Origin of the sequence: Streptomyces sp. NPDC047002, assembly GCF_040704505.1 — a bacterium.
In the GTDB taxonomy this organism is placed as follows: Bacteria; Actinomycetota; Actinomycetes; order Streptomycetales; family Streptomycetaceae; genus Streptomyces.
The window spans coordinates 220,149-243,266 of sequence record NZ_JBEYWC010000001.1 but is presented as its reverse complement, the minus strand read 5'-3'; the positions used below and the strand labels follow the sequence as shown (position 1 = coordinate 243,266).

General features: G+C 72.1%; 25 protein-coding genes. 15 read left to right on the top strand and 10 right to left on the bottom strand.

Annotated elements, in window-relative coordinates; genetic code table 11:
* Positions 1-44 precede the first annotated feature (44 nt).
* Positions 45-734, top strand: a complete 690-nt coding sequence (locus tag AB0910_RS01130; RefSeq protein ID WP_366742368.1) for a helix-turn-helix domain-containing protein — start codon at positions 45-47, stop codon at positions 732-734.
* 69 nt (positions 735-803) lie between these two features.
* Here AB0910_RS01130 and AB0910_RS01125 read toward each other — a convergent pair whose 3' ends face one another.
* Positions 804-1,442 carry a helix-turn-helix domain-containing protein gene (locus tag AB0910_RS01125; protein ID WP_366742367.1) on the bottom strand — a complete coding sequence of 213 codons (639 nt, stop codon included), beginning with the start codon at positions 1,440-1,442 and terminating at the stop codon, positions 804-806.
* Positions 1,443-1,560: 118 nt separating this feature from the next.
* On the opposite strand from AB0910_RS01125, the gene hpnH reads away from it, so the two are divergent.
* A complete protein-coding gene (gene hpnH, locus AB0910_RS01120; RefSeq protein ID WP_366742366.1) occupies positions 1,561-2,562 on the top strand; it encodes an adenosyl-hopene transferase HpnH in 1,002 nt (333 codons plus the stop codon).
* Positions 2,563-2,583: 21 nt separating this feature from the next.
* On the opposite strand, the gene AB0910_RS01115 is transcribed toward hpnH, so the two are convergent.
* The gene (locus AB0910_RS01115; RefSeq protein WP_366742365.1) at positions 2,584-2,976 is read right to left on the bottom strand and encodes a PPOX class F420-dependent oxidoreductase; all 393 of its coding nucleotides are present in this window, start codon (positions 2,974-2,976) and stop codon (positions 2,584-2,586) included.
* A 174-nt stretch (positions 2,977-3,150) separates the two neighbouring features.
* Between AB0910_RS01115 and AB0910_RS01110 the strand changes: the two genes are divergently transcribed.
* The gene (locus AB0910_RS01110; protein ID WP_366742364.1) at positions 3,151-3,543 is read left to right on the top strand and encodes a luciferase family protein; all 393 of its coding nucleotides are present in this window, start codon (positions 3,151-3,153) and stop codon (positions 3,541-3,543) included.
* 87 nt (positions 3,544-3,630) lie between these two features.
* The gene (locus AB0910_RS01105) at positions 3,631-3,825 is read left to right on the top strand and encodes an antitoxin (RefSeq protein WP_366742363.1); all 195 of its coding nucleotides are present in this window, start codon (positions 3,631-3,633) and stop codon (positions 3,823-3,825) included.
* Between the two features lie 160 nt (positions 3,826-3,985).
* On the opposite strand, the gene AB0910_RS01100 is transcribed toward AB0910_RS01105, so the two are convergent.
* Positions 3,986-4,624 (bottom strand): endonuclease, encoded by a 639-nt coding sequence (locus AB0910_RS01100; RefSeq protein WP_366742362.1) that lies wholly within the window; start codon positions 4,622-4,624, stop codon positions 3,986-3,988.
* A 53-nt stretch (positions 4,625-4,677) separates the two neighbouring features.
* A complete protein-coding gene (locus AB0910_RS01095) occupies positions 4,678-4,962 on the bottom strand; it encodes a DUF4235 domain-containing protein (protein WP_366742361.1) in 285 nt (94 codons plus the stop codon).
* Between the two features lie 218 nt (positions 4,963-5,180).
* On the opposite strand from AB0910_RS01095, the gene AB0910_RS01090 reads away from it, so the two are divergent.
* From AB0910_RS01090 to AB0910_RS01080, 3 genes are all read left to right on the top strand, one after another.
* Entirely contained in the window at positions 5,181-5,738 is a 558-nt protein-coding gene (locus AB0910_RS01090; RefSeq protein ID WP_366742360.1) for a DoxX family protein, read from the top strand.
* A 101-nt stretch (positions 5,739-5,839) separates the two neighbouring features.
* Positions 5,840-6,184, top strand: coding sequence for a GNAT family N-acetyltransferase (locus tag AB0910_RS01085; RefSeq protein WP_366742359.1), 345 nt, complete (start codon positions 5,840-5,842; stop codon positions 6,182-6,184).
* 129 nt (positions 6,185-6,313) lie between these two features.
* On the top strand, positions 6,314-6,526 hold the full coding sequence (locus AB0910_RS01080) for a hypothetical protein (RefSeq protein ID WP_366742358.1): 213 nt from the start codon (positions 6,314-6,316) through the stop codon (positions 6,524-6,526).
* Positions 6,527-6,609: 83 nt separating this feature from the next.
* Here AB0910_RS01080 and gndA read toward each other — a convergent pair whose 3' ends face one another.
* Positions 6,610-8,052: an NADP-dependent phosphogluconate dehydrogenase gene (gene gndA / locus AB0910_RS01075; protein WP_366742357.1), complete on the bottom strand. Its 1,443-nt coding sequence runs from the start codon at positions 8,050-8,052 to the stop codon at positions 6,610-6,612.
* A 333-nt stretch (positions 8,053-8,385) separates the two neighbouring features.
* Here gndA and AB0910_RS01070 point away from each other — a divergent pair, with 333 nt between their 5' ends.
* From AB0910_RS01070 to AB0910_RS01045, 6 genes are all read left to right on the top strand, one after another.
* A complete protein-coding gene (locus AB0910_RS01070) occupies positions 8,386-9,147 on the top strand; it encodes a DeoR/GlpR family DNA-binding transcription regulator (protein ID WP_366742356.1) in 762 nt (253 codons plus the stop codon).
* Positions 9,148-9,276: 129 nt separating this feature from the next.
* Positions 9,277-10,641 carry a sugar ABC transporter substrate-binding protein gene (locus AB0910_RS01065; protein ID WP_366742355.1) on the top strand — a complete coding sequence of 455 codons (1,365 nt, stop codon included), beginning with the start codon at positions 9,277-9,279 and terminating at the stop codon, positions 10,639-10,641.
* Positions 10,638-11,612, top strand: a complete 975-nt coding sequence (locus AB0910_RS01060) for a sugar ABC transporter permease (RefSeq protein WP_366742354.1) — start codon at positions 10,638-10,640, stop codon at positions 11,610-11,612. Before AB0910_RS01065 ends, AB0910_RS01060 begins: the two co-directional genes overlap by 4 nt.
* Positions 11,609-12,508: a carbohydrate ABC transporter permease gene (locus AB0910_RS01055; protein ID WP_366742353.1), complete on the top strand. Its 900-nt coding sequence runs from the start codon at positions 11,609-11,611 to the stop codon at positions 12,506-12,508. Before AB0910_RS01060 ends, AB0910_RS01055 begins: the two co-directional genes overlap by 4 nt.
* Positions 12,505-13,494, top strand: a complete 990-nt coding sequence (locus AB0910_RS01050) for a zinc-dependent alcohol dehydrogenase family protein (RefSeq protein WP_366742352.1) — start codon at positions 12,505-12,507, stop codon at positions 13,492-13,494. The genes AB0910_RS01055 and AB0910_RS01050 overlap by 4 nt, the downstream gene beginning before the upstream one ends.
* On the top strand, positions 13,491-14,432 hold the full coding sequence (locus tag AB0910_RS01045) for a PfkB family carbohydrate kinase (protein ID WP_366742351.1): 942 nt from the start codon (positions 13,491-13,493) through the stop codon (positions 14,430-14,432). The genes AB0910_RS01050 and AB0910_RS01045 overlap by 4 nt, the downstream gene beginning before the upstream one ends.
* Positions 14,433-14,532: 100 nt before the next feature.
* On the opposite strand, the gene AB0910_RS01040 is transcribed toward AB0910_RS01045, so the two are convergent.
* Genes AB0910_RS01040 through AB0910_RS01025 form a run of 4 tightly spaced genes read right to left on the bottom strand, consistent with a single transcriptional unit; the run spans position 14,533 to position 19,114 of the window.
* The gene (locus tag AB0910_RS01040) at positions 14,533-15,894 is read right to left on the bottom strand and encodes a GH1 family beta-glucosidase (RefSeq protein ID WP_366742350.1); all 1,362 of its coding nucleotides are present in this window, start codon (positions 15,892-15,894) and stop codon (positions 14,533-14,535) included.
* A gap of 20 nt (positions 15,895-15,914) precedes the next feature.
* On the bottom strand, positions 15,915-16,778 hold the full coding sequence (locus AB0910_RS01035) for a carbohydrate ABC transporter permease (protein WP_366742349.1): 864 nt from the start codon (positions 16,776-16,778) through the stop codon (positions 15,915-15,917).
* Entirely contained in the window at positions 16,771-17,778 is a 1,008-nt protein-coding gene (locus AB0910_RS01030; RefSeq protein ID WP_366742348.1) for a sugar ABC transporter permease, read from the bottom strand. Before AB0910_RS01030 ends, AB0910_RS01035 begins: the two co-directional genes overlap by 8 nt.
* Positions 17,779-17,788: 10 nt before the next feature.
* Complete coding sequence (locus AB0910_RS01025) at positions 17,789-19,114, bottom strand: sugar ABC transporter substrate-binding protein (protein ID WP_366742347.1); 1,326 nt, start codon at positions 19,112-19,114, stop codon at positions 17,789-17,791.
* A gap of 142 nt (positions 19,115-19,256) precedes the next feature.
* Between AB0910_RS01025 and AB0910_RS01020 the strand changes: the two genes are divergently transcribed.
* Both AB0910_RS01020 and AB0910_RS01015 read left to right on the top strand, forming a co-directional pair.
* Positions 19,257-20,615, top strand: coding sequence for an ROK family transcriptional regulator (locus AB0910_RS01020; RefSeq protein WP_366742346.1), 1,359 nt, complete (start codon positions 19,257-19,259; stop codon positions 20,613-20,615).
* A 202-nt stretch (positions 20,616-20,817) separates the two neighbouring features.
* Entirely contained in the window at positions 20,818-22,158 is a 1,341-nt protein-coding gene (locus AB0910_RS01015; protein ID WP_366742345.1) for a transglycosylase family protein, read from the top strand.
* Here AB0910_RS01015 and AB0910_RS01010 read toward each other — a convergent pair.
* A complete protein-coding gene (locus tag AB0910_RS01010) occupies positions 22,039-23,067 on the bottom strand; it encodes a DMT family transporter (protein WP_366742344.1) in 1,029 nt (342 codons plus the stop codon). The genes AB0910_RS01015 and AB0910_RS01010 overlap by 120 nt on opposite strands.
* Between the last annotated feature and the right edge of the window lie 51 nt (positions 23,068-23,118).

The window sequence follows — 23,118 nt, the reverse complement described above, 5'->3', positions numbered from 1 at the left end:
ATCTGCCGGGCCGCCCCGGCTGACCGGCGTGCGAAACTGTCCGCGTGACGGATGTGGAACGGCAGGGCGGCCGAGAGACCACGCGCGCGAGGATCCTCGCGGCGGCGCTGCGCCTCTTCGGGGAGCAGGGCTTCGAGGCGACGACCATGCGGCAGATCGCCGACGCCTGCGCGCTCACCGAGCGCACCGTGTACCGCTACTTCCCGTTCAAGGACGACCTGGTGCTCGCCGAGGTCCGCGGGCTGATCCCGATCCTGCGCGACCTCACCGCCGGCCGGCCGCGGGAGGAGCGCCCCTTCACCGCCGTGTGGCGGGCGCTGCGCACCCTCCAGCACCTGCATCCGCATGTCATGGGCCTGCTCGTGCGGGACATGGGGGAGCGGCTGCTCGACAAGTCGGGACCCGGCATGCACCGCATGATCGAGGAGTTCTGCGAGGGCCTCGCCGACGGGCTGCGCCCCCGGCTCGCGGGGGCGGCCGCGCCGACCGTGCGCCTGCTCGCCCTGCCGTTCGCCCCCTGCGGGGAAGCGGAGCCCGAGGCCGCGCCGCCCCCGCCCCCCGGCCCCGCGTCGCCGCCCGACCTCGCGTTCCGGGCCCGCGTCCTCGCGAGCGCGGCCATCTCGCCGCTGCTCTCCGCGCTGAAGGCGTGCGTCGAACTCCCCAAGGAGGAGCGGACCGTCGCCCGCGTCAACGACCTGCTCGACGAGGCGTACACGGCGATGGGCGACGGCTGACGGGCACACGCCACCGGGCGGGGCCACCGCACCGCACCTCAGGGCGGGGCCACCGCCCGCCGGGGCGGTTCAGCCCGCGTCCTGCCTGCGCAGGCCGAGGAGCATCCGGTCGAGCACCGCGCCCGCGTCGGCGCGCGCCCGCTCCTGGTCCTCGGAGCGCGCGATGTACAGGCTCGCCTCGGAGATCAGCGCCCCGAGCATCCGGGTCAGCGGACGCACTGGCATCGGGTCGACCCGGCCCTCGGCGACCGCCTGTGACAGCACCTCTTCGAGCAGCACGTACCCGTGCTTCTCCACCAGTGCGTCCCACGCGCTGTGGCCGAGCACCGCGGGCCCCTCGATCAGTACGATCCGCTGGAAGTCGGGGTCCGCGCACGCGTCGAGGAAGGACTGGAAGCCGGTGCGCAGCAGACTCCAGGTGTCCTCCTGGTGCTCCGCCTCGGCGCGCCGCGTCTCCTGCTCGATCAGCCGCTCCGCCATCTCGCGCGCGCACTGCTCCATCACCGTGGTGAACAGGTCGGCCTTGTCCCGGAAGTGGTGGTAGAGGGCGCCGCGGGTCACCCGGGCGGCGGAGACGATGTCCTCCGTGCCCGTGGCCGCGTATCCCCGGCTCGCGAACAGGGACCGCGCCGCGCCCAGCAGCGCCCCCCGGGTGTCGGCGACATGGTCGGCACGGCGGCTCGGCACGGATTTCGGTTGCGCTGGCATGCCTTTATTCTGTCCCATACAGTCTGTATGTTCAGAGCATCGTGTATGCGTGAGAACAGGGGCATGCACGGTACGCGTCCGCGACGGAGCCCGGCTCCGTGAGAACGGAGAAAAGGTCATGGCCCTCCCGCTCAACCTGACCGTCAAGATGGGCAGCCACCTCGTCAAACAGAAGATGAAACGGGTCGAGAAATTCCCGCTCATCGTCGAGATCGAGCCGCTGTTCGCGTGCAACCTCGCCTGCAACGGCTGCGGCAAGATCCAGCACCCCGCGGGCGTCCTGAAGCAGCGCATGCCCGTCGCCCAGGCCATCGGGGCCGTCGAGGAGTGCGGCGCGCCGATGGTCTCCCTGGCCGGCGGCGAACCGCTGATGCACCCGCAGATCGACGTCATCACGCGGGAGCTGCTCGACCGCGGCAAGTTCGTCGTGCTGTGCACCAACGCGGTCCTGCTGCCGCGGCACATCCACAAGTTCACCCCGCACCGCAACTTCGCGTGGATGGTCCACATCGACGGGATGCGCGAGCGGCACGACGAGTCGGTGAGCAAGGAAGGCGTCTTCGACAAGGCCGTCGCCGCGATCAAGCAGGCCAAGGCCGCGGGCTTCGCCGTCTACACCAACTCCACGTTCTTCAACACGGACACCCCCGAGAGCGTCATCGAGGTGCTGGACTTCCTCAACGACGAGCTGAAGGTCGACCGGCTGGAGATCTCGCCCGCCTACGCCTACGAGAAGGCCCCCGACCAGGACCACTTCCTCGGCGTCGAGCAGACCCGCGAGGTCTTCCGCAAGGCGTTCGCCGACGGCAGGCGCAAGCGCTGGCGCCTCAACCACTCCGAGCTGTTCCTCGACTTCCTCGAAGGCAAGGCGGAGTTCGAGTGCACCCCCTGGGGTGTCCCCTCGTACTCCCTCTTCGGCTGGCAGCGGCCCTGCTACCTGATGGGCGACGGCTACGCCAAGACCTACCGCGAGCTCCTCGAAGAGACCGACTGGGACAAGTACGGCCGCGGCAAGGACCCGCGCTGCGACAACTGCATGGCGCACTGCGGCTACGAGCCGACGGCGGTCCTCGCCACCATGGGCTCGCTCAAGCAGTCCCTGCGCGCGGTGACGGGCTGAGCCCCGCCCGGCGGCCGGGGCTCAGGGCGAGGCGGTGACGCTGTCCGCCGCGATGACGAGCAGGACGCGTTCCTGGTCCCGGCCGCCGTACCAGGGGTAGGGGCCGCCCAGGTACCTGTGGGCCAGCGCCTCCACGTGGTCCACCGCGCCCTCGGCCGTCACCCGGACGACCCGGCCGCGGATCTGCAGGTACCGCGCCGGGTCCTTCGGCGAGGCCACGGCCAGCGCCACGCGCGGATCGCGGGTGACGTTCCTCGTCTTGAGGTGGGTGCGCACGCTGTTGACGAGGACGTGCTCGCCGTCCGTGTCGACCCAGACCTGGGTGATCTGCGGAGACCCGTCGGGCATCAGCGTGGTCAGGTAACAGGTGCTCGGCCCGCGCAGCAGCGCGGTCACGTGATCGGTGAGTTCCATGGTGGCCGCACCCTACCCGCAGGCGCCGCCGCCGGGGCCACGTACGGGTGAACCGGCGCTGCCCCGGCGGGCCGCACGCGCGGCGGGCGGGCGCCGGGCCCGGGCCCGATTCCGAGTCCGCTCCGTTATCGCGATCCCCTGTGCCGGGCGCCCCCGATAGGGCAGGCTGAACGCATGAACGGTGCCAGACATGCCGGAGAACGGCTGATGGCCTGGCCGGGTCTCAGCGCCGGACAGGGCTACTGCGGCACAGACGCGTGCCTGCGCGCGGGCGCCCGCGACATCGTGCACTTCCACGGCGAGCACGAGGCCGACGTGCACCTCACCGGGGCCATGATCACCAAGCTGCGTCCCGCGCTCAAGAACTCGACCGCGCTGCGGCTGCGGCCCGGTTCCGGATGGGTCACCGTCCGGCTGGAGACAGGGGCCGACATCGACCTCCTCGTCACCCTGGTGAGCGCCGCGCTCCAGGGCGCGGCCCGGCTGCCCGACGACGCGGTGGACGCGGCGAGCGGGCACCGCACCGACCCGTGCAGCAGGGCCCGCGCCTACTCGTACGCGCCCTGACGCGGGCGCCGCGGCCTCCTGCGGATGCGGGATCGCCGCCCGGCATGGATGGTGGGGAGTAGTACGTCCCGAGTGAGGAGCCAAGCCATGTCGATGCTCGACAAGCTCAAGGGCATGATGAAGGGGCACGAGGACACGGCCCGCAAGGGCGTGGACAAGGCGGGGGACGCCGTCGACAAGAAGACCGGCAACAAGTACGGGAGCCAGGTCGACTCCGCCCAGAAGAAGATGGACGAGCAGATCGGGAACGACTCCTCGTCAGGGGAGCACGGCCGCGGCTGATCCCCCCTCGTGCCCAGGGCGCCGGTGTGCGCCGCACCCCGTGTGCGGCGCACACCGGCGCCCGCCCGCGGCTCCTGCCCGTGACAGCGGACGCGCACACCGCCGCCCTGGTCGGCGAAGCCGCGGACCCGGGCGGCGGTGCCTGTACGGCCGCCGGCTCTCAGGCGCCGGCGAGCTCGGCGTGCCGGTCGAGCGAGACGCGGACGAGCGCGGCGGCGAAGACCGCGGGGTCGTCGCCCGCGAGCCCGGCCAGCCTGCGCGGGTCGTCGGGCAGCCCGACCGAGCGGGCGCCCTTGCGGGACTTGGCGTCCAGATAGGGCGCGGCCTCCGGCCAGACGTCCTGCACCTCGCGCAGGAAGATGTCGGCGCCGACCGGGCCGATCCCCGGCACCTGCTGGAGCAGCCGGTGCAGCGCGTCCCGGTCCCCGTCCGCCTCCTTGCGCATGCGGCGCAGATCGCCGCCGTAGTGGTCGAGAAGGAGCCGGGCGCCCTCGCCGAGCTGCGTCGCGGTCCGCTCGTCGTAGCGCCGGTAGCCGCCCTCGCCGAGCGCGTCCACCCGCTGCTGCCAGGTCGCGTCCGCCATCGCGCGCGGCGAGCGCATCCCCGCGTCCGACAGGGCACGCGCGGCGGCCAGCGCGATCCCGCTGCTGATCCGCGCGCTGAGCAGCAGTGAGAGCACCAGGAGGCGGTACAGCGGCTGGGGCGTGTCCCGCAGCCGGATACCCGCCTCGTCGGCGTAGGTCCTCCCGTAGGTGTCGAGCAGCTGCTCGACGGTGTCCCCCTGGCTCCTGCGAGCCATCGCGTCCACCTCCGTGTCGTCGTGGGCGGCTGCCGCGTGCCGGCGGGCCGCCCTCAGTTCCGTCCGCCCTCGTCCTTCGTGGGCCAGGTGCCGGTCGCCCGCTCCACGGCCTTCGCGCCCGCGCGGTCCACCACACTGCGTGCCACCGCGAACAGGGCACCCTCCAGCGCGGCGGCGATCAGCACCTCGCCCCACCCGCGCTCGCGGTCGAGCGCGTCCGGCGCGTCGTCCTCGTGGCGCATCGCCTTCCACGTGGTGTGGAACAGGGCGCCCGCCACCGCTCCGCCGGCCCAGCCGAGTGCGAACCCGAGGGGCTTGTACATCAGCGGCAGTTTCATCTTCTTCTTTTTCCTCACGCGGCACCGGGTTCCCCGGACGCGGTCGGGCACACTGGACCCGGCACACGAGCGGACCGCGGCCGCGCGGCCCACCCGATCGGCGTACCGCACGGCTGCCGTGCGGCACCGCCGGGCGGAGAGTGGGAACCGCGGGCGCGCCGCCGAGGCCGCCCCGTACCGCCAGGTCCCACCGTCCTCCACTTTCTGGGAGTCGCCCGATGAAGAAGCGTGTCCTCCACCGTGACCACAGCGACCTCGGCCTGCTCGCCCTGCGGCTCGGCACCGGCGCGGTGCTCGCCGCGCACGGCGCGCAGAAACTCTTCGGCTGGTTCGGCGGCGGCGGCCTCGAAGGAACCGCCCAGGCGATGGAGTCCATGGGCTTCAAGCCGGGCCGGCAGAACGCCCTGGCCGCCGGGCTCGGCGAGGCGGGCGGCGGGGTGCTGATCGCGCTCGGGCTCGCGACGCCCGCGGCGGGCGCGGCGGCCGCGGGGACGATGGCGGGCGCCGCGTCCGTGCACGCCCCCAACGGCTTCTTCAGCACCTCGGGCGGCCTCGAACACCCCGGCTACCTCGGCTGGAGCGCCGCGGCCCTCGGCCTGACCGGGGCGGGCCGCTACAGCCTCGACCATGTCACGGGCCACCGGCTCGACCGCTCCTGGATGGTCCCGGCCGCCTTCGTGGTGAGCGGGATCGCCGCCGCCTGTGTCATCCGCAGGCGGGCCGCCGCCCTCGCCCAGGCGGCCCCCGCCGAGCCGGACGGCGCGCAGGACTCCTGACGCGCACGCCACTCCTGACGCGCACGCCACTCCTGACGCGCACGCCGCGCCGCGTATGCACGGAGGATTGGCTCCGCGGCCGGCCGGAGAGGACTCACGGCATGGCAGACATCGACATCAGCGACGACCGCCCGCGCGGCCGGCTCACGGCACGCGAGGACGGCACCGAGGCAGGCGCCGTCTCCTACTTCGTCCTCGACGCGGACCCGCCGGCGCTGGTCGCCGTGCACACCGTCGTCGACGAGGCGCACGAGGGCAGGGGCATCGCGGGCGCGCTCGTACGGCACTTCTACCGGATGGCCGCCGCAGAGGGCGTGCCCGTCGTGCCGCTGTGCCCGTACGCCGCCCGCTGGGCCGAGCGCTACCCCGACGAGGCGCCCGAGCCGCCCGCCGCGCTGGTGGCCGAGGCCAGGCGGCAGGCGGCGGCGCGCCGGGGCCGCGCGTGACGCGGTGAGCCGGCGGGGCGGCCGATCCCGGCGGATCATGCGTGGGCGCTGCGCGGCTGGGCACGCGACGGGGAGACAGTGGAGAAGACGTCCCCTTTGTCGGAGACGTCCCGTGTTTGGAGGTCCGACATGACCAGTCCGCACCCCGACCCGGTGCCTCCCACGCCCACCCCGCCGCCGGGCCCCCCGGGTCCAGGACCCGAGCCGGGCCCTGCTCCAGGACCCGTGCCGGGGCCGACGCCCGTACCGCCCGAGCCGCTCCCCTCGCCCGATCCGATCCCGAAGCCGCCCGGGCCCGACCCGGTGCCGGAACCGGAGCCCGCGCCCGGGCCGCTCGGCTGAGTCCCGGCACGCACGAGGAGGGGCAGGACCCGCACGCCGGGTCCTGCCCCTCCTCGTGCCGCGCGCAGCCCGCGGCCCGGCGGTCAGTCCGCGGCGACCTCGGTGCGGTCGCCGCCCCACAGCGTGTGGAACGAGCCGGGCCTGTCGGTGCGCCGGTAGGTGTGCGCGCCGAAGTAGTCCCGCTGGCCCTGGGTGAGCGCGGCGGGCAGCCGCTCGGCCCGCAGCGCGTCGTAGTAGGCGAGCGCGGCGGAGAAGCCGGGCGTCGGCACGCCCTGGCGCACCGCCGTGGCGAGTGTGGCCCGCCAGTCGTCCTGGGCCGCGCCGATCTCCTCGGCGAACTGCTTGTCCTGGAGCAGGCTCGGCAGGTCGGGGCGGGAGTCGAACGCGCCGCGGATCCGGTCGAGGAACGCGGCCCTGATGATGCAGCCCGCACGCCAGATCGCGGCCACCGACCCGAGGTCGATGTCCCAGCCGTACTCCTCGCCGCCCGCCTGGATCTGGTGGAAGCCCTGCGTGTACGAGACGATCTTCGACGCGTACAGCGCCTGCTCGACCTGGTCGGCGAAGCGGGCCGCGGCCTCCTCGTCCAGCGGCTCCGCCACCGGGCCCCGCAGTGACCTGGACGCCTCGCGCAGCGCCGGGTGGCCGGAGAGGGAGCGCGCGAACACGGCCTCCGCGATGCCCGAGACCGGGACGCCGAGGTCGAGCGCGGTCTGTACCGTCCAGCGGCCCGTGCCCTTCTGCTCGGCCCGGTCCTCGACGATGTCGACGAAGGCGCCGCCGGTCGCCGCGTCCGTGTGGGACAGCACCTCGGCGGTGATCTCGATCAGATACGAGTCGAGGCGCCCGGTGTTCCAGCGGCGGAACGTGTCGGCGATCCGCTGCGGCGAATAGCCCGCGACCGACCGCAGCAGGTGGTACGCCTCCGCGATCAGCTGCATGTCCGCGTACTCGATGCCGTTGTGCACCATCTTCACGAAGTGTCCCGCGCCGTCCGGGCCGACGTGCGTCACGCACGGGGTGCCGTCGGGCGCCTTCGCCGCGATCCGTTCGAGCAGCGGGCCGAGCGACGCGTACGACTCGGCCGAGCCGCCCGGCATGATGCTCGGGCCGTGCAGCGCGCCCTCCTCGCCGCCCGAGATGCCGACGCCGACGAAGTGGATGCCGCGCTCGCGCAGTTCCCGCTCCCTGCGCCGGGTGTCCTCGTAGTGCGCGTTGCCGCCGTCGATGATCACGTCGCCCTCTTCGAGGAGCGGGGCGAACTCCTGGATGACGGCGTCGGTCGGCTCGCCCGCCTTGACCATGATGATCAGCCGCCGCGGCCGTTCGAGCGCGTCGACGAACGCGCGCGCGCTCTCCGCCGCCACGAAGGAGCCCTCGTCGCCGAACTCGTCGACGAGGGCCCGGGTGCGGGCGGTGGTGCGATTGTGCAGGGCGACCGTCAGCCCGTTCCGTGCGAAGTTGCGGGCCAGGTTGCGGCCCATGACCGCGAGGCCCGTGACGCCGATCTGGGCAGTACCACTCATACGAGTACTCCTGATGCGTGTCCGCTGATGTCTGCTTCCATCTGATCACCAATGGTCGGGCAGCGGCGTTCATTCCGCGATCCACGTGCCGCGGGCACGGAGCGGGCGGCCCGCGGGCCCGATCGGGCACGGCGGCGGGCCCTGCCGGGCGCCCGATCGGTCATGACCTGCTCAAAGGCGACCTGTGAAACGGGCGTGAACGGACACAGCAGCCATGGCGAAGAACCTGGTCGAGCGGGGGTCCTTGCTTGTACAAACGACGCATGCGCCCGAACGGGTAGGGGACCCGACCGGGCACAGGGCCGTGTGAGCAGCAAGCAGGGAAGTGTGCAAGTGGACCCCGACGAACGCCGACGAGCGATCCTCGACGTCGCCCGCAGGGACGGCTCCGTGGAGGTGACGGAGCTCGCCGCCGAGCTGTGCGTCGCCAAGGAGACCGTACGGCGCGACCTGCGGGCCCTGGAGGAGCACGGCCTCGTCCGCAGGACCCACGGCGGCGCCTACCCGGTGGAGAGCGCCGGGTTCGAGACCACGCTCGCCGTGCGCACCACCCGGCTCGTCCCGCAGAAGTCGCGGATCGCGCGCGCCGCCGCCGACCTGCTCGGCGACGCGGAGACCGTGTTCGTGGACGAGGGCTTCACACCGAAGCTGGTGGCAGAGGCGCTGCCGAGGGACCGCCAGCTGACCGTGGTCACCGCCTCCCTCGCCGTGGCGACCGTCCTGGCAGGCGCGGAGAAGACGTCGGTGCTGCTGCTCGGCGGCCGGGTGCGCGGCGCCACCATGGCGACCGTCGACCACTGGACCACCCGCATGCTCTCGGAGTTCGTCATCGACCTCGCGTACATGGGGTCCAACGGCATCTCGCGCGAGTACGGCATGACCACCCCGGACCCCGCGGTCAGCGAGGTGAAGGCGCAGGCCATCCGCAGCGCCAGGCGCCGTGTCCTGACCGGTGTCCACACCAAGTTCGGCGCGGTCAGCTTCTGCCGGTTCGCGGAGGTCTCCGACTTCGAGGCCATCGTCACCGACGCCGGGCTCTCCTCGGCCGAGGCCCACCGCTACACCCTGCTCGGCCCGCAGGTCCTGCGCGTCTGAGCGGGCCGGGCCCCCGGGCCCCGCCCGCCGCGCTCCCGCACGTACCACCGGGACCGGCGGGCCCCCTCACCCACCCATGACCATCCACCGACAACCATCCACCGAACGACGACGATCGGGAGAACCCCCATGGCACTCAAGCGGCGAGGCCGTCGAAGGTACGTACGTCTTGGCGCGAGTACGACGGCTCTGGTGCTCCTCGCCGGGTGCGCGGGAGCGGGCGGCGGGGGACTCGGCTCCGGCGGCGGGCCCTCGCTCAACATCCTCATGGTGAACAACCCGCAGATGACGGACCTGCAGAAGCTCACGGCCAAGTACTTCACCAAGAAGACAGGCATCACGGTCCGCTTCACCGTGCTCCCCGAGAACGACGCCCGCGACAAGTTCACCCAGGACTTCTCCAACCAGGCGGGCCAGTACGACATCGCCACCATCAGCAACTACGAGGTGCCCTTCTACGCCAAGTACGGCTGGCTCGCCCCGCTCGACGGCTACGCCGCCAAGGACGCCGCCTTCGACCAGCAGGACGTCCTCGCCCCCATGCGCGAGTCGCTCAGCGGCACCGACGGGCACCTGTACGCGGAGCCCTTCTACGGCGAGTCGTCGTTCCTCATGTACCGCAAGGACCTCTTCGCCAAGAAGCACCTGACGATGCCCGCCCACCCCACCTGGCAGCAGGTCGCCGACCTCGCCGCCGAGGTGGACGGCGCCTCGCCCGGCGTGAAGGGGATATGCCTGCGCGGCCTGCCCGGCTGGGGCGAGATGATCGCGCCCCTCACCACCGTCGTGAACACCATGGGCGGCACGTGGTTCGACAAGGACTGGAACGCGGAGCTGACCTCGCCCGCCTTCGAGAAGGCCACCAAGTTCTACGTCGACCTGGTCCGCAAGCACGGCGAGGCGGGCGCGGCCCAGTCCGGCTACGCCGAGTGCCTCAACAACATGACCCAGGGCAAGACCGCCATGTGGTACGACTCGACGGCCGGCGCCGGCTCCCTCGAAGGCTCAGGATCCCCGGTCAAGGGCAAGATCGGCTACGTGCCCGCGCCCGTCGACAAGACCCAGCACTCCGGCTGGCTCTACACCTGGGCATGGGGTGTGCAGAAGGCGTCCCGCAACAAGGACGACGCCTGGAAGTTCATCTCCTGGGCGTCGAGCAAGGAGTACGAGCGGCTCGCGGGCAAGACCTTCGGCTGGTCCAACGTGCCCGCAGGCAAGCGGGCCTCCACCTACGCCGACCCCGACTACCTCAACAGCGCCGAGGCGTTCGCCGCCGTCACCAAGTCGTCCATCGCCGGCGTCGACCCGCGCAACCCCGGCGTGCAGAAGCGCCCCACGCCCGGTATCCAGTTCGTGGACATCCCCGACTTCACGGACCTGGGCACCAAGGTGTCCCAGGAGATCAGCTCGGCCATCGCGGGCAAGCAGTCCGTGGGCACCGCGCTGAAGCGCTCGCAGGATCTCGCCGACAAGGTCGCACAGGAGCAGCGATGACCACGACAACCGTCCCCACCGCGCCGGACGCCCCCGCGTCCGGGGGCCGCGCGGCCCGCTCAGGACGCACCCCCGGCAGGGCGCGCGCCTGGGCCACCAGGGCACCGCTGATGCCCGCCCTGATCTTCCTGATCGCGGTCACCCAGCTGCCCTTCGTGGCGACCCTGGTGATCTCGCTCTTCGACTGGAACCAGCTCTCCCCCCGGGGCCGCACCTTCCACGGCCTCGGCAACTACGCCACTGTCTTCACCGATCCCGACCTGCGCGACGCGGTCTTCACCACGATCCTGCTCACCGTCGCCGTCGTGGTCGCGAGCGTCGTCGTCGGGCTGCTGCTCGCGCTCCTGCTCGACCGTAAGTTCTTCGGCCGCGGCCTGGTGCGCACCTTGCTGATCACACCGTTCCTGCTGGTGCCCGTCTCCGCCGCACTGCTGTGGAAGCACGTCCTCTACAACCCCGAGTACGGGCTCCTCAACGGCGCCTGGAGCTGGATCGCGTCCCTCTTCGGCGACCACTCCGCCGCCCAGCCCGACTGGATCTCCGACATGCCGCTGACCGCGGTGGAGATCGCGCTGGTGTGGCAGTGGACCCCCTTCATGATGCTGATCCTGCTCGCCGGGCTCCAGAGCAGGCCCGCCGAGGCGATCGAGGCCGCGCGCCTCGACGGCGCGGGACCCTGGCAGATGTTCCGCTTCATCACCCTGCCGCACCTGCGGCGCTACCTCGAACTCGGCATCCTGCTCGGCTCGATCAACATCGTCCAGAACTTCGACGCCGTGTTCACCATCACCGCGGGCGGACTCGGCAGCGCCAACCTCCCCTACACCATCTACCAGACCTTCTACCAGGCCCACGAGTACGGACTCGCCTCCGCGGAAGGCGTCGTCGTGGTGATCGGCACGATCATCATCGCGACCTTCGCGCTGCGCGTCGTCTCGTCCCTGTTCACCGAGGAGGCGGGACGGGCATGACCACCACCATCACTCCGGCGACCGCGGCGGCCCCCGCGAGGCCCGCGTCCCCGCACACCGCGCGCTCCCGCAAGGAGCGGCGCAGGACGGCCTGGACCGGACTCGTCGCCTGGATCATCGGCATCCTCTTCTGCGCGCCCGCGCTGTGGATGCTGCTGACGTCCTTCCACTCCGAGGCGGACGCGGCGACCAACCCGCCCTCGCCGGGCGCGCCCCTGACGCTCTCCGCCTACCGCGTCTTCTTCGGCTCGGGCGGCGGCGCGAGCCCCTGGCCGCCGCTGATCAACTCGGTGACCACGTCGGTGGTCTCCACCGCCCTGGTGCTCGTCCTCGCGCTGCCCGCCGCCTACGCGCTGTCCATCAGGCGCGTCGAGAAGTGGACGGACGTGATGTTCTTCTTCCTGTCCACGAAGATGCTGCCCATCGTCGCGGGCCTGCTCCCGGTGTACCTGTTCGCGCGCAACACCGGTTTCCTGGACAACGTCTGGCTGCTCGTCATCCTCTACACCTCGATGAACCTCCCCATCGCGGTGTGGATGATGCAGTCGTTCCTCGCCGACGTGCCGGTCTCCATCATCGAGGCCGCGCAGGTCGACGGCGCGCGGCTGCCCACGGTGCTGCTGCGGGTGGTGGCGCCCGTCGCCGCGCCCGGTATCGCCGCCACCTCGCTGATCTGCTTCATCTTCAGCTGGAACGAGCTGCTGTTCGCACGGGTGCTCACCGGTGTGCGCGCCGAGACCGCGCCCGTGTTCCTGACCGGATTCGTCACCAGCCAGGGCCTGTTCCTCGCCCAGCTGTGCGCCGCGTCCGTCGTCGTGTCCCTGCCGGTGCTCGCCGCCGGCTTCGCCGCCCAGGACAAACTCGTCCAGGGCCTGTCTCTTGGAGCAGTCAAATGAGGGCAGCGATCATCGCCTCTCCCGGCAAGGTGTCCGTCGAAACGGTGCCCGATCCCACGCCTGGCCCCCGCGACGTACTCGTCAAGGTCGCGGCCTGCGGCCTGTGCGGCACCGATCTGCACATCCTTCAGGGCGAGTTCGCCCCGACGCTGCCGATCGTGCCCGGCCACGAGTTCGCCGGTGAGATCGTCGCGCTCGGCACCGACGTCACCGAGCTCTCGGTGGGCGACCGGGTCGCCGTCGACCCCTCGCTGCACTGCCACGAGTGCCACTACTGCCGCATCGGCCGGGGCAACCTCTGCGAGCGGTGGAACGCCATCGGCGTCAGCAAGCCGGGCGGGGCCGCCGAGTTCGCCGTCGCCCCGGTCGCCAACTGCGTCAAGCTGCCCGACCACGTCGACGTCCACGACGCCGCGCTGATCGAGCCGCTCTCCTGCGCGGTGCGCGGCTACGACGTGCTCAGCTCCACCCTCGGCGCGGAGGTGCTGATCTACGGCTCCGGCACCATGGGCCTGATGATGCTGGAGCTCGCCAAGCGGACCGGCGCGGCCTCGGTCGACATGCTCGACGTCAACCCCGACCGCCTCGCCACCGCGGTCAAGCTCGGCTGCTCGCGCTCCGCGGGCAGCGCCGACGAGCTGGAGACCCGGCGCGGCTGGGACGTCGTCGTGGACGCCACCGGCAACGCGCGCGCCATCCAGGACGGCCTCGGCCGGGTCGCCAAGGGCGGCACGTTCCTCCAGTTCGGGGTCGCCGACTACGCGACCACCGCCGTGATCGAGCCGTACAAGATCTACAACCAGGAGATCACCATCACCGGCTCGATGGCGGTGCTGCACAGCTACGAGCGGGCCGCCGCGCTCTTCGCCACGGGGGTGCTCGACCCGTCCGTGTTCATCAGCGACCGGCTGTCCCTGGAGGACTACCCGCAGGCCCTCGACCGCTTCAAGGCGGGCAAGGGCCGCAAGATCGTGGTCGAGCCGTGAGCACGCCGCCGCCGGGCGCCGTCCTCGTGCTGGGCGAGGCGCTGATCGACCTCGTACCGCAGGGGCGGGCGCCGGGCGCGGCGCGGCGCTACGCGGCCGAGCCGGGCGGCGCGCCCGTCAACGTCGCCGTGGGGCTCGCCAGGCTCGCCACCCCCAGCTGGTTCGCCGGCGCGCTCGGCGGCGACGCCTTCGCCGGCGATCTGGAGGCGGTCCTCACGGGCGCGGGCGTGGACCTCACACTCACCGCGCGCTCGCCGCTGCCGACCACGCTCGCCGTCACCGACCCGCGGCCCGAGACCAACGGGTACCACTTCCACCTGGCGGACACCGCGACCTTCAGGATCGCGGACCTGTCCGCCCGCGTGGACGGCTTCGCCGCCGTCTACGCGGGCGGCCTGGCCGCCGTGGTCGAGCCCGCGGCGACCGCGGTCGCCGCGGCGGCACGCGCCGCCGCACGCTCCAGCGTCCTGGTGGTCGATCCGAACGTGCGCAGCGACCGGACGATCGACCCGGTGAGCGGCGCGCTGCGGCTGCGCGACCTGTGCGCCACCGCCCAGGTCGTCAAGGTGAGCGACGAGGACATCGCCGTCCTGTGGCCGGGCCGCGCGCCCGAGGACGCCTGCGCCGACCTCGCGGCGCGGGACAAGCTCGTGCTGCTCACCAGGGGAGCGCGGGGGAGTGTCGCCTTCACCCCGGACGGCGAGCGGGTCGAGGTGGCCGCCGCGCCCGTGACCGTGGTCAACACCATCGGCGCGGGCGACGCGTTCGCAGCGGGGGCCCTGCACCGGATCGTGGCGCTCGGCCCCGAGCCCGGCGCCCCGGTCCGGGTGAGCCGTGAACGGGCCGCGGACATCCTGGAGTTCGCCGGGCGGGCGGCCGCCTCCGTGGTGGCGAGCCCCGGCACCGCGCTGGCCGGACCGGTGCCCGCACGGGCCTGAGGCCCGGCCCATGACGACGGGGCCGCCGCACTCCCCGAGGGGGAAGGGCGGCGGCCCCGCGGCTTCCGGCCGTCCTGACACCGGCCGGCGGGGGCACGGGTCAGGCGGCGCGCGCCGCCCGCTCCCGCGCGGCCCTGATGATCCCGGCGTAGCGGTGCCCGCTCGACTTGACCGTGCGGACCTGGGTCTTGTAGTCGACGTGCACCAGGCCGAAGCGCTTGTCGTAGCCGTACGCCCACTCGAAGTTGTCGAGCAGCGACCACGCGAAGTACCCGGCGACCGGCGCGCCCTTGGCGGCGGCGCGGGCCACGGCCGCCAGGTGGTCCTCCAGGTAGCGGGTGCGCTCCGGGTCGTCGACCGTGCCGTCCGCCCGTACGGTGTCCTGGTAGGCGGAGCCGTTCTCCGTGACGTACAGGCGGCGGGCCCCGTACTCGTCGCTCAGCCGCAGCAGCAGCTCCTCCAGGCCGTCGGAGTACACCTCCCAGCCCATGTACGTGTGGGGGCGGTCCGCGACCGGCGCGTCCACCATCCTCGCGAACGGCGCGGGCCCCTCGGGGTCGTCCTGCACGAACTGCCGGAAGTAGTAGTTCAGTCCGAGCCAGTCGAGCGGCGCCGCGATGGTCTTGAGGTCGCCCTCGCGCACCGGCAGGTCGACCCCGTACACCTCGACCATGTCCTGCGGGTAGCCGCGGCCGTGGATCGGGTCGAGCCACCAGCGGTTGGTGTGTCCGTCGGCCCGCACGGCGGCGGCGCGGTCCGCCTCGCTGTCCGAGGCGGGCAGGATCGGGCTCAGGTTGTTGACGATGCCGACCCGGGCGTCGGAGGACGCCGCGCGGACCGCCTGCACCGCGAGGCCGTGGCCCAGGTGCAGGTGGTACGAGGTGCGTACGGCGGCCGTCAGGTCGCGCACGCCGGGCGCCATGGTGCCCTCCAGGTGCCCGATCCACGACGAGCACAGCGGCTCGTTGAGGGTCGCCCAGTCCTTTACGCGGTCGCCGAGGCGCTCGGCCACGATGCCCGCGTACCGCGCGAAGTGCTCGGCGGTGGTGCGCTCGGGCCAGCCGCCGCGGTCCTGGGACGCCTGGGGCAGGTCCCAGTGGTACAGCGTGGCGAAGGGGCGGATGCCCGCTTCGAGCAGGCCGTCGACCAGCCGGTCGTAGAAGTCGAGCCCCGCCTTGTTGACCTGGCCGCCGCCGTCCGGCACGATCCGCGGCCACGCGAGCGAGAAGCGGTACGCGTCGACACCGAGGCCCTGCATCAGGCCGATGTCCTCGGGCACCCGGTGGTAGTGGTCGCAGGCCACGTCGCCGTTGTCGCCGCCGGCGATCTTTCCCGGGGTGTGCGAGAACGTGTCCCAGATCGAGGGGGCGCGGCCGTCCTCGGCCACCGCCCCCTCGATCTGGTACGACGCGGTGGCCACGCCCCAGGTGAAGTCCGCCGGAAGGGCGTCGAGCTCGTTCACGAACTGCCTTTCTGAAAGGGTCACTTGACCGCGCCCGCGGTGAGTCCTGTGACCAGGTAGCGCTGCAGCAGGAGGAACCCGACGACGACGGGCACACTGACCACCAGCGAGGCGGCCATGATCTGGTTCCAGTAGACGTTGTTCTCCGTCGAGTAGCTCTGGAGGCCGATCGCCAGGGTCTTGGTGTTGTCGTTGGTCATCACGGAGGCGAACAGCACCTCGCCCCACGCCGTCATGAAGGCGTACACGGCGACCGCCACGATGCCGGGCACGGCGGCCGGCACGACCACGCGGAACAGCGCCCCGAACGGGCCGCAGCCGTCCACCATGGCCGCCTCGTCCAGATCGCGCGGCACCGAGTCGAAGTAGCCGATGAGCATCCAGATGGCGAACGGCAGCGAGAAGGTCAGGTACGTGATGATCAGTCCGCCGCGCGAGCCGTACAGGTCGATGCCGGTGCTCTTGCCGATGTTGACGAAGATCAGGTACAGCGGCAGCAGGAACAGGATGCCGGGGAACATCTGCGTGGAGAGCACCGTCACGGTGAACAGCCGCTTGCCGCGGAAGCGGTAGCGGCTCACCGCGTACGCGGCGAACACCGCGATCACGACCGAGCAGGCCGTCGCGGCGACGGAGACGATCGCCGAGTTCACGAAGAACTTGGCGAGCGGCACCGTCGACCAGATGTCGATGTACGGCCGGATCGTCAGGTGCGAGGGGATCCAGGTGAACTTGCCCTGCACGTCCTCCAGCGGCTTCAGCGAGCTGGAGACCATCACGTACACGGGCAGCAGGGTGAACAGCACCAGGATCGTCAGCACGATCCGGCGGGTCCACAGGAAGGAGCGCGGCGGCGCCATGGCCGACCTGGTGGTGTCAGACATCGGAGGCCTTCCTTCCGCGCGAGGTGACGGCCAGGTACACGCCGGTGACGACCAGCAGGAACAGCAGCAGCAGGACGGACATCGCCGAGCCGGAGCCGAAGTTCCAGGAGGAGAACGACGACTGGTAGATGTGGAACGAGATCAGGTCGGCGCTGCCCGGCGCGTTGCCGTTCTTGCCGAACAGCACGAACGGGGTGTTGAAGTCGTTGAACGTCCACAGGAACAGCACCAGGACCAGCACCTGGTTGACCGAGCGCAGCGACGGCAGGGTGATCTTGCGGATCTGCTGCCAGATGCCCGCGCCGTCGATCGAGGCGGCCTCGTACAGCTCGGACGGGATGTTCTGCAGGCCGGCCATCACGATCAGGAAGGCGAACGGCCAGCCCTTCCACAGCGACACCACGAGCAGCGTGTAGAAGCTGTTGTTGCCGATCAGCCAGAACGACGGCTGGTCGGTGAGGTGCAGCTGGTCGTGGAGCAGGTGGTTCACCATGCCGTTGTCGTGCTGGAACATGAACGCCCAGGTGATGACGGCGGCGTAGACCGGCAGCGCGTACGGGATGAGGAAGATCGTCCGCAGCGTGCCGCGGCCCCTGAACTTGTCCTGGAGCATGACCGCGGCGGTGGTGCCGAACAGCCAGCACAGCCCCACCGACAGGACGGTGAACAGGACGGTGATGAAGAAGGAGTGCAGCAGCGCCTTGCCCACCGCGCTGTCGAAGTCGACGGCGACCTTGTAGTTCGACAGCCCGGACCAGGGCGCCGCGCCCCAGTTGTGGATGAAGAACAGGGTGAGCTGGCGGAAGCTGATGACGACCCCGACGACCATCGGGATGACATGGACGAGCAGTTCGAAGAGGATCGCGGGCAGGAGCAGCAGGTACGGCAGCCCGATGCGGCGCAGCCGGCCGGGGATGCGCGGCCTCTTGCGCGCACCCCCGGTCCCCGGCTCCTCGCCGCCCGCGTCGCGCGCACTGGGGGATGTCACGGTGGCGGTCATGGAGCCGGCCTCACTGGGTCATCTGCTGCTGGGCCTTGGACAGTTCGCTCTTGACCGTGTCCTTGGTGACGGTCTTGCCCGCCGCCACGTCGGCCCAGAGGTTCTTGAGCGCGGTGCCGACCTGGGTCTCGTACTGCGACTCGGAGGGCACCTGGGGCAGCGGCGTCGCGCTGGTCTGGAGCGTCTTCGCCATCACCTGGATGTCGCTCTGCTGGAAGGCGGCGTTGCCGTCGGCGGCCTTCACCGGCGGGACCGAGCCGTACGCCTTGTTGAGGATGACCTGCTCGGTGTCGCTGGTCATGAACTTCACGAACTTCTTCGCGCCGTCGATGTTCTTCGTGTTGTTGAAGATCGCCATGTTGATGCCGGCGACCATCGAGTTGACCTGCGAGCCGGTGCCGGGGGTGCCGGACTGCACGGGCATCGGGACGGCGCCCCAGTCGTCGGCGGACAGGTGCTGGGAGGTGAAGTTGCTGGCGGCGGCCTGCCACATGACCATGGCCGTCTTGCCCTTGCCGAAGTCCTGGAGGGACTGGTTCTGGGCGTACTCCGCGTTGCCCGGGTTGATGATCTTGTTCTTCTGCATCATGTCGACGTACTGCATGACCGCGTCGACAGCGCCGGGGGACGTGAAGGTGGGCTTGCCCGACGTGTCGAAGAAGTCGGCGTTGTGCTGCTTGGCGAGGACGTAGGAGATGTGGATGTTCTCCTGGAGGTTGCTGCCCTCCAGGCCGAGGCCCCACTTGCCCGAGGTGCCGTTCTTCGAGATCTTCCGGCCGTCCTCGACCACGTCCGACCAGGTGGTGGGCGGGGTGGTGATCCCGGCGTCCTTGAACATCTTCTTGTTGTAGTAGAGCGCGTACGCAAGGGAGTACAGCGGGACCGCCGCCGGGTCCTTGTCGGGCGACCCCGCCGCGGCGACCGCCGAGGTGTTGAACCGGTCACGGCCGCCGATCGCGTCGAAGTTCGCCTTGTTCCAGGGCAGCAGCGCGCCGCTCGCCTGGAGCGAGGCGGACCACGTGTTGCCTATGTTGAGGACGTCGGGGCCCTGGCCCGACGTGGTGGCCGCGAGGATCCGGTTGAGCAGGTCGGACCACGGGATGACCTCCAGCTTGACCTTGATGCCGGTCTGCTTCTGGAACTTGGCCAGCTCGGGACCGAGGGTCTTCTTGTCGTAGTCGACGTTGGGGCCCTGGTTCGACGCCCAGTAGGTGAGCGTCTTCGGCGACTCGTTGCTGCCGCCGCCGTCCGACGACGAACCCCCGCCGCAGGCGGCGAGGAGGGATCCGATGACGGAGACGGCGGTGACGGCTGCTGCGGCTCTGGTCTTGCGCATGTGAGGTGGCCCCTTTCCGGGGGTGGCAGCGTTCGAGAGTCGAACGGCCTCCATGACTTAATTTATGCCGTGATTTAAGAGGTGAGAGAAGGTCGCGTCAAGGTTTGTGACGGGGGTATGTTGCGTCACGGGAAGGAGCCACATGGCTGAGCGCGGCAGACGAACGGTGCGTGACCTGCGGCGGGGCAACCGCGCCCGGGTCGTGCAACGGTTGTATTTCGACGGGCCCTTGAGCCGCCAGGAGCTCGGCGCCGGCACCGGCCTGAGTTCAGGTTCCATCAGCAACGTCGTCGCCGAACTCGCCGCGGAGGGCGTGCTGGAGGAGGCCGGAGTCGTCGACTCCGACGGCGGGCGCCCCCGCACGCTGCTGCGCGTCGCCGCCGCGGGCGGGCTGCTCATCGGCGTCGACATCGGCGAGACCCGGGTGCGCGTCGAGCTCTTCGACCTGTCCCTGACGGAACTCGCCCGCACCGAACGGCTCCTCGAACAGTACGACTACGACGTGGAGCTCATCGTCTCCCATGTCGGCGGCGGCGTCGCCGAGGTGCTCGCGGCCGCCGGGGCCGACCCGGCGCGGCTGCTCGGCATCGGGATCGGCACCCCCGGCATCATCGAGTCGGGCGGTCCTGACGGCGCCGTGGTGCACGGACCCACGATCGGCTGGAGCCAAGTGCCCTTCGAGCGGCTCCTGAGGTCGGCGCTCGGCGTCCCGGCCGAGGTGCCGCTCTTCATCGACAACGGCGCGAAGACGCTCGGCCAGGCCGAGATGTGGTTCGGCGGCGGCCGCGGCGCCGAGACCGCCGCCATCGCCCTCGTCGGCTCGGGCGTCGGCGCCAGTGTCATCAACGGGCACGCCCTGGTCGAGGAGAGCCGCCGCAGGACGGCCTTCGAGTGGGGGCACACCACCGTGCACATGGGCGGGCGGCGCTGCCGGTGCGGCTCCATCGGCTGCCTCGAGGCGTACGCGGGCGCCGAGGCCATGCGTGAGCGGTGGGGCGAGGCGGGCGGCCCGCTGCCCGAAGGAGCCGACGACGAGACCGCGCTCGCCGCGCTGCTCGCCGCGGCCTTCCCCGCCGATCCCGCTACGCCGCCCGACCCGCTCGCCGTCTCCCTGCTCGACGAGACCGCCGAGTGCCTCGGCGCCGCACTCGCCGACCTCATCAACGTGTTCCTGCCCGACCGGGTGCTCCTCGGCGGCTGGGCGGGCCTGCTGATCGGACCCCGCCTGCTGCCCGCGATCCGCCACCACGCGCGGCGCTACTCGCTGGGCCACGCGGCCGCCCGCACCACCATCGAGATGGGCAGGCTCGGCCCCGACGCGGTGACGGTGGGGGCAGCCACACTGCCGCTCGCCGCGTTCCTCGCGCGCGGCGGCAGCAGGCTCCCCGCGCCCTCCGGGACCGCGGCCGGCACCGCGGGGGTGCGCTGGCGGCCCGCCCTGCCCGCAGAGCCGCCCGCACCGCGCGCCCCCGCGCCCGCCCCTGCCGAGTCGTCCGGCTGACCGCGGGGGTGGTGCGCCGGAGCGCGGCCCGCAGCGCACCGCACCCCGCCCGCATGAGCACGCACCGTCACCCGCGCGGGCCCAACGGGCCCCGCACTGGCGGGAAATGGACAGTCCCGCCGCTGCCCCTTGTCACGGTGCGTACGGGGCCCGTAACTTGACGGATCGCGACACGTCCTGCGTCTCAACGGGGAGTTGACCCATGGCCGTAACCGGTCGCCACCGCCGCTACCAGCCGAGCCGCATCAACCGCGCCTCGCTCACCGTCACCGCGGGCGGCGCCGGGATGGCGCTCCCGCTCATCGGCGCGGGGGCGGCGCACGGCGCCTCGGTGGACGTGTGGAGCAAGGTCGCCGCCTGCGAGTCCTCGGGCAACTGGCAGATCAACACCGGCAACGGCTACTACGGCGGGCTCCAGTTCACCCAGTCCACCTGGGAGGCGTACGGCGGCACGCGGTACGCGGCGCGGGCCGACCTCGCCACCAGGGACCAGCAGATCGCGGTCGCCGAGAAGGTGCTCGGCGGCCAGGGCCCCGGCGCCTGGCCCGTCTGCTCCGGACACGCCGGGCTCACCAGGAGCGGTGGCACACCGCACCTGACGACAGCGGCCGACACCGTACGGCACACCGCACCGGCGAAGGTCCGTACCACGCACACCGACACGGCGCAGGCGAGACCCGCGGCCGCGCCTGCGCAGTACGCGGCGTCCCCCACCGCCGTGCCGACGCACCGCGAGGGCTACACCGTGGCCCGCGGCGACTCGCTCTCGCAGATCACCGTCGACGAGCACCTCGCCGGCACCTGGCAGCAGGTCTACGAGGACAACCGCAAGGTCGTCGGCGACGACCCCGACCTGATCTTCCCCGGCCAGCGGCTCGTGCTGCACGTGCCCGCGCAGCGTTCCGCGGGCACCGCGAAGGCCCAGAAGCCCGACAAGGCCGAGCCCGCGCCGCGCACCACGGCGCCGAAGTCCGCCCGCACCACCGCAGAGCCCGCACACAAGCCCGCGCCGGAGCCCGCGCACACCACGGCCAGGACCGCGCCCCCGGCGAAGAAGCCGGCACCGCACCACACCACCGCCAAGGCCGCGCACCCCGCGAAGAAGGCGGCGCCCCACCACACCGCGTCGAAGGCGGCGAGCGGTGCCGAGGCGCCCGTGCACGCCGCGATCGGCACCCCGTACCACGCCACCGGCGCCTCCTGGTCGAGCGGTTACCACACCGGAGTCGACTTCCTCGTCCCCACCGGCACCTCGGTCAAGGCCGTCGAGGCGGGCACCGTCGTCACCGCCGGCTGGGGCGGCTCGTACGGCTACCAGGTCGTCCTGCGCCACCCGGACGGCAAGTACAGCCAGTACGGGCACCTCTCGGCGATCAGCGTCCGCGTCGGCCAGAAGGTCGCAGAGGGCCAGCGCATCGCCAGGTCAGGGGCGACCGGCAACGTGACGGGGCCCCACCTGCACTTCGAGGTGCGCACCGGCCCCGCCTATGGCAGCGACATCGACCCGCTCGCCTACCTGCGGGCGCACGGCGTCACCATCTGAGGGACCCGGGAGAGCCGGCGGGCCCGCGGGATTCGAAAGAGCCGGCGGGCCCGCAGCGGCCGGCCCGCCAGGCCCGGCGCCCGGCCGCGCGCGGGTCAGCGCCACCAGGCCGGCGGCCGCCACAGCGCCGAGGGCGAGCGCACCCGCGCCGCCCGCCGCACCGAAGCGGAAGCCCTCGCCGAACAGCGTCAGCCCCACGGCGGCCGCGACCACCGGATTGACCACCGTCACCACCGCGAGCGGCGCGGCGAGCCCCGCGCCCCGGTACGCCGCCTGCGACAGCAGCAGCCCCGCCACCGTCAGCACGGCCACCGCCCCGAGGCTCGGCCACTGCACCCCGGGCGGTACCGCCGACCAGCCCTGCGCCACGGTCTTCACGAACACCGACGACACCCCGAACGCCACCCCGCCGGCCGCGGCGAGCAGCACACTGCGCGCCGCCCTGCCCCGCACCAGCGCGGCCGCCACACAAGCCGCGCCGACCAGCCCGAGCGCCACCAGGGCGAGCAGCAGGCGCACCGGACCTTCGAGCACCCGCCCCTCGGAACCCCGCGTCAGCGCGAGCAGCCCGGCGAGCCCGGCCGTCGCCGCCACCGCGCCCGCCCACGCGCGCCGCCCCGCCCCCGGCGCACGGCCCCGCGCCCACAGCGCCGCGATCGGCAGCGCGAAGACGATGGTGAGCGCGCCGAGCGGCTGCACCAGGCTGAGCGGGCCGTACGCGAGCGCGCCCACGTGCAGCAGGCCGCCGGCCCCGTTCAGCAGCACGGAGCCCCACCAGGGGGCGCTGTGCAGCGGCCCGTACGGCGCCGCGGGCGAGGCCGCGGCCACCCGCTCCTGGACGACCGCGCCGGCCGCGTAGGCGACGGCGGAGACCGCGGCGAGTGCGACGGCGAGGACGAGACTGCTCATGGCCACCACCCTGCCGCCCCCGCGCCCGGCAGTCGTCCGCCTGGAGCCTCT

Coding starts and splice junctions, on each gene's coding strand:
- AB0910_RS01125 (WP_366742367.1), bottom strand. CDS start 1,442: ATGCCAGCGCAACCGAAATCCGTGCCGAGCCGCCGTGCCGACCATGTC.
- hpnH (WP_366742366.1), top strand. CDS start 1,561: ATGGCCCTCCCGCTCAACCTGACCGTCAAGATGGGCAGCCACCTCGTC.
- AB0910_RS01115 (WP_366742365.1), bottom strand. CDS start 2,976: ATGGAACTCACCGATCACGTGACCGCGCTGCTGCGCGGGCCGAGCACC.
- AB0910_RS01110 (WP_366742364.1), top strand. CDS start 3,151: ATGAACGGTGCCAGACATGCCGGAGAACGGCTGATGGCCTGGCCGGGT.
- AB0910_RS01105 (WP_366742363.1), top strand. CDS start 3,631: ATGTCGATGCTCGACAAGCTCAAGGGCATGATGAAGGGGCACGAGGAC.
- AB0910_RS01100 (WP_366742362.1), bottom strand. CDS start 4,624: ATGGCTCGCAGGAGCCAGGGGGACACCGTCGAGCAGCTGCTCGACACC.
- AB0910_RS01095 (WP_366742361.1), bottom strand. CDS start 4,962: ATGAAACTGCCGCTGATGTACAAGCCCCTCGGGTTCGCACTCGGCTGG.
- AB0910_RS01090 (WP_366742360.1), top strand. CDS start 5,181: ATGAAGAAGCGTGTCCTCCACCGTGACCACAGCGACCTCGGCCTGCTC.
- AB0910_RS01085 (WP_366742359.1), top strand. CDS start 5,840: ATGGCAGACATCGACATCAGCGACGACCGCCCGCGCGGCCGGCTCACG.
- AB0910_RS01080 (WP_366742358.1), top strand. CDS start 6,314: ATGACCAGTCCGCACCCCGACCCGGTGCCTCCCACGCCCACCCCGCCG.
- gndA (WP_366742357.1), bottom strand. CDS start 8,052: ATGAGTGGTACTGCCCAGATCGGCGTCACGGGCCTCGCGGTCATGGGC.
- AB0910_RS01065 (WP_366742355.1), top strand. CDS start 9,277: ATGGCACTCAAGCGGCGAGGCCGTCGAAGGTACGTACGTCTTGGCGCG.
- AB0910_RS01060 (WP_366742354.1), top strand. CDS start 10,638: ATGACCACGACAACCGTCCCCACCGCGCCGGACGCCCCCGCGTCCGGG.
- AB0910_RS01055 (WP_366742353.1), top strand. CDS start 11,609: ATGACCACCACCATCACTCCGGCGACCGCGGCGGCCCCCGCGAGGCCC.
- AB0910_RS01050 (WP_366742352.1), top strand. CDS start 12,505: ATGAGGGCAGCGATCATCGCCTCTCCCGGCAAGGTGTCCGTCGAAACG.
- AB0910_RS01035 (WP_366742349.1), bottom strand. CDS start 16,778: ATGTCTGACACCACCAGGTCGGCCATGGCGCCGCCGCGCTCCTTCCTG.
- AB0910_RS01030 (WP_366742348.1), bottom strand. CDS start 17,778: ATGACCGCCACCGTGACATCCCCCAGTGCGCGCGACGCGGGCGGCGAG.
- AB0910_RS01025 (WP_366742347.1), bottom strand. CDS start 19,114: ATGCGCAAGACCAGAGCCGCAGCAGCCGTCACCGCCGTCTCCGTCATC.
- AB0910_RS01020 (WP_366742346.1), top strand. CDS start 19,257: ATGGCTGAGCGCGGCAGACGAACGGTGCGTGACCTGCGGCGGGGCAAC.
- AB0910_RS01015 (WP_366742345.1), top strand. CDS start 20,818: ATGGCCGTAACCGGTCGCCACCGCCGCTACCAGCCGAGCCGCATCAAC.
- AB0910_RS01010 (WP_366742344.1), bottom strand. CDS start 23,067: ATGAGCAGTCTCGTCCTCGCCGTCGCACTCGCCGCGGTCTCCGCCGTC.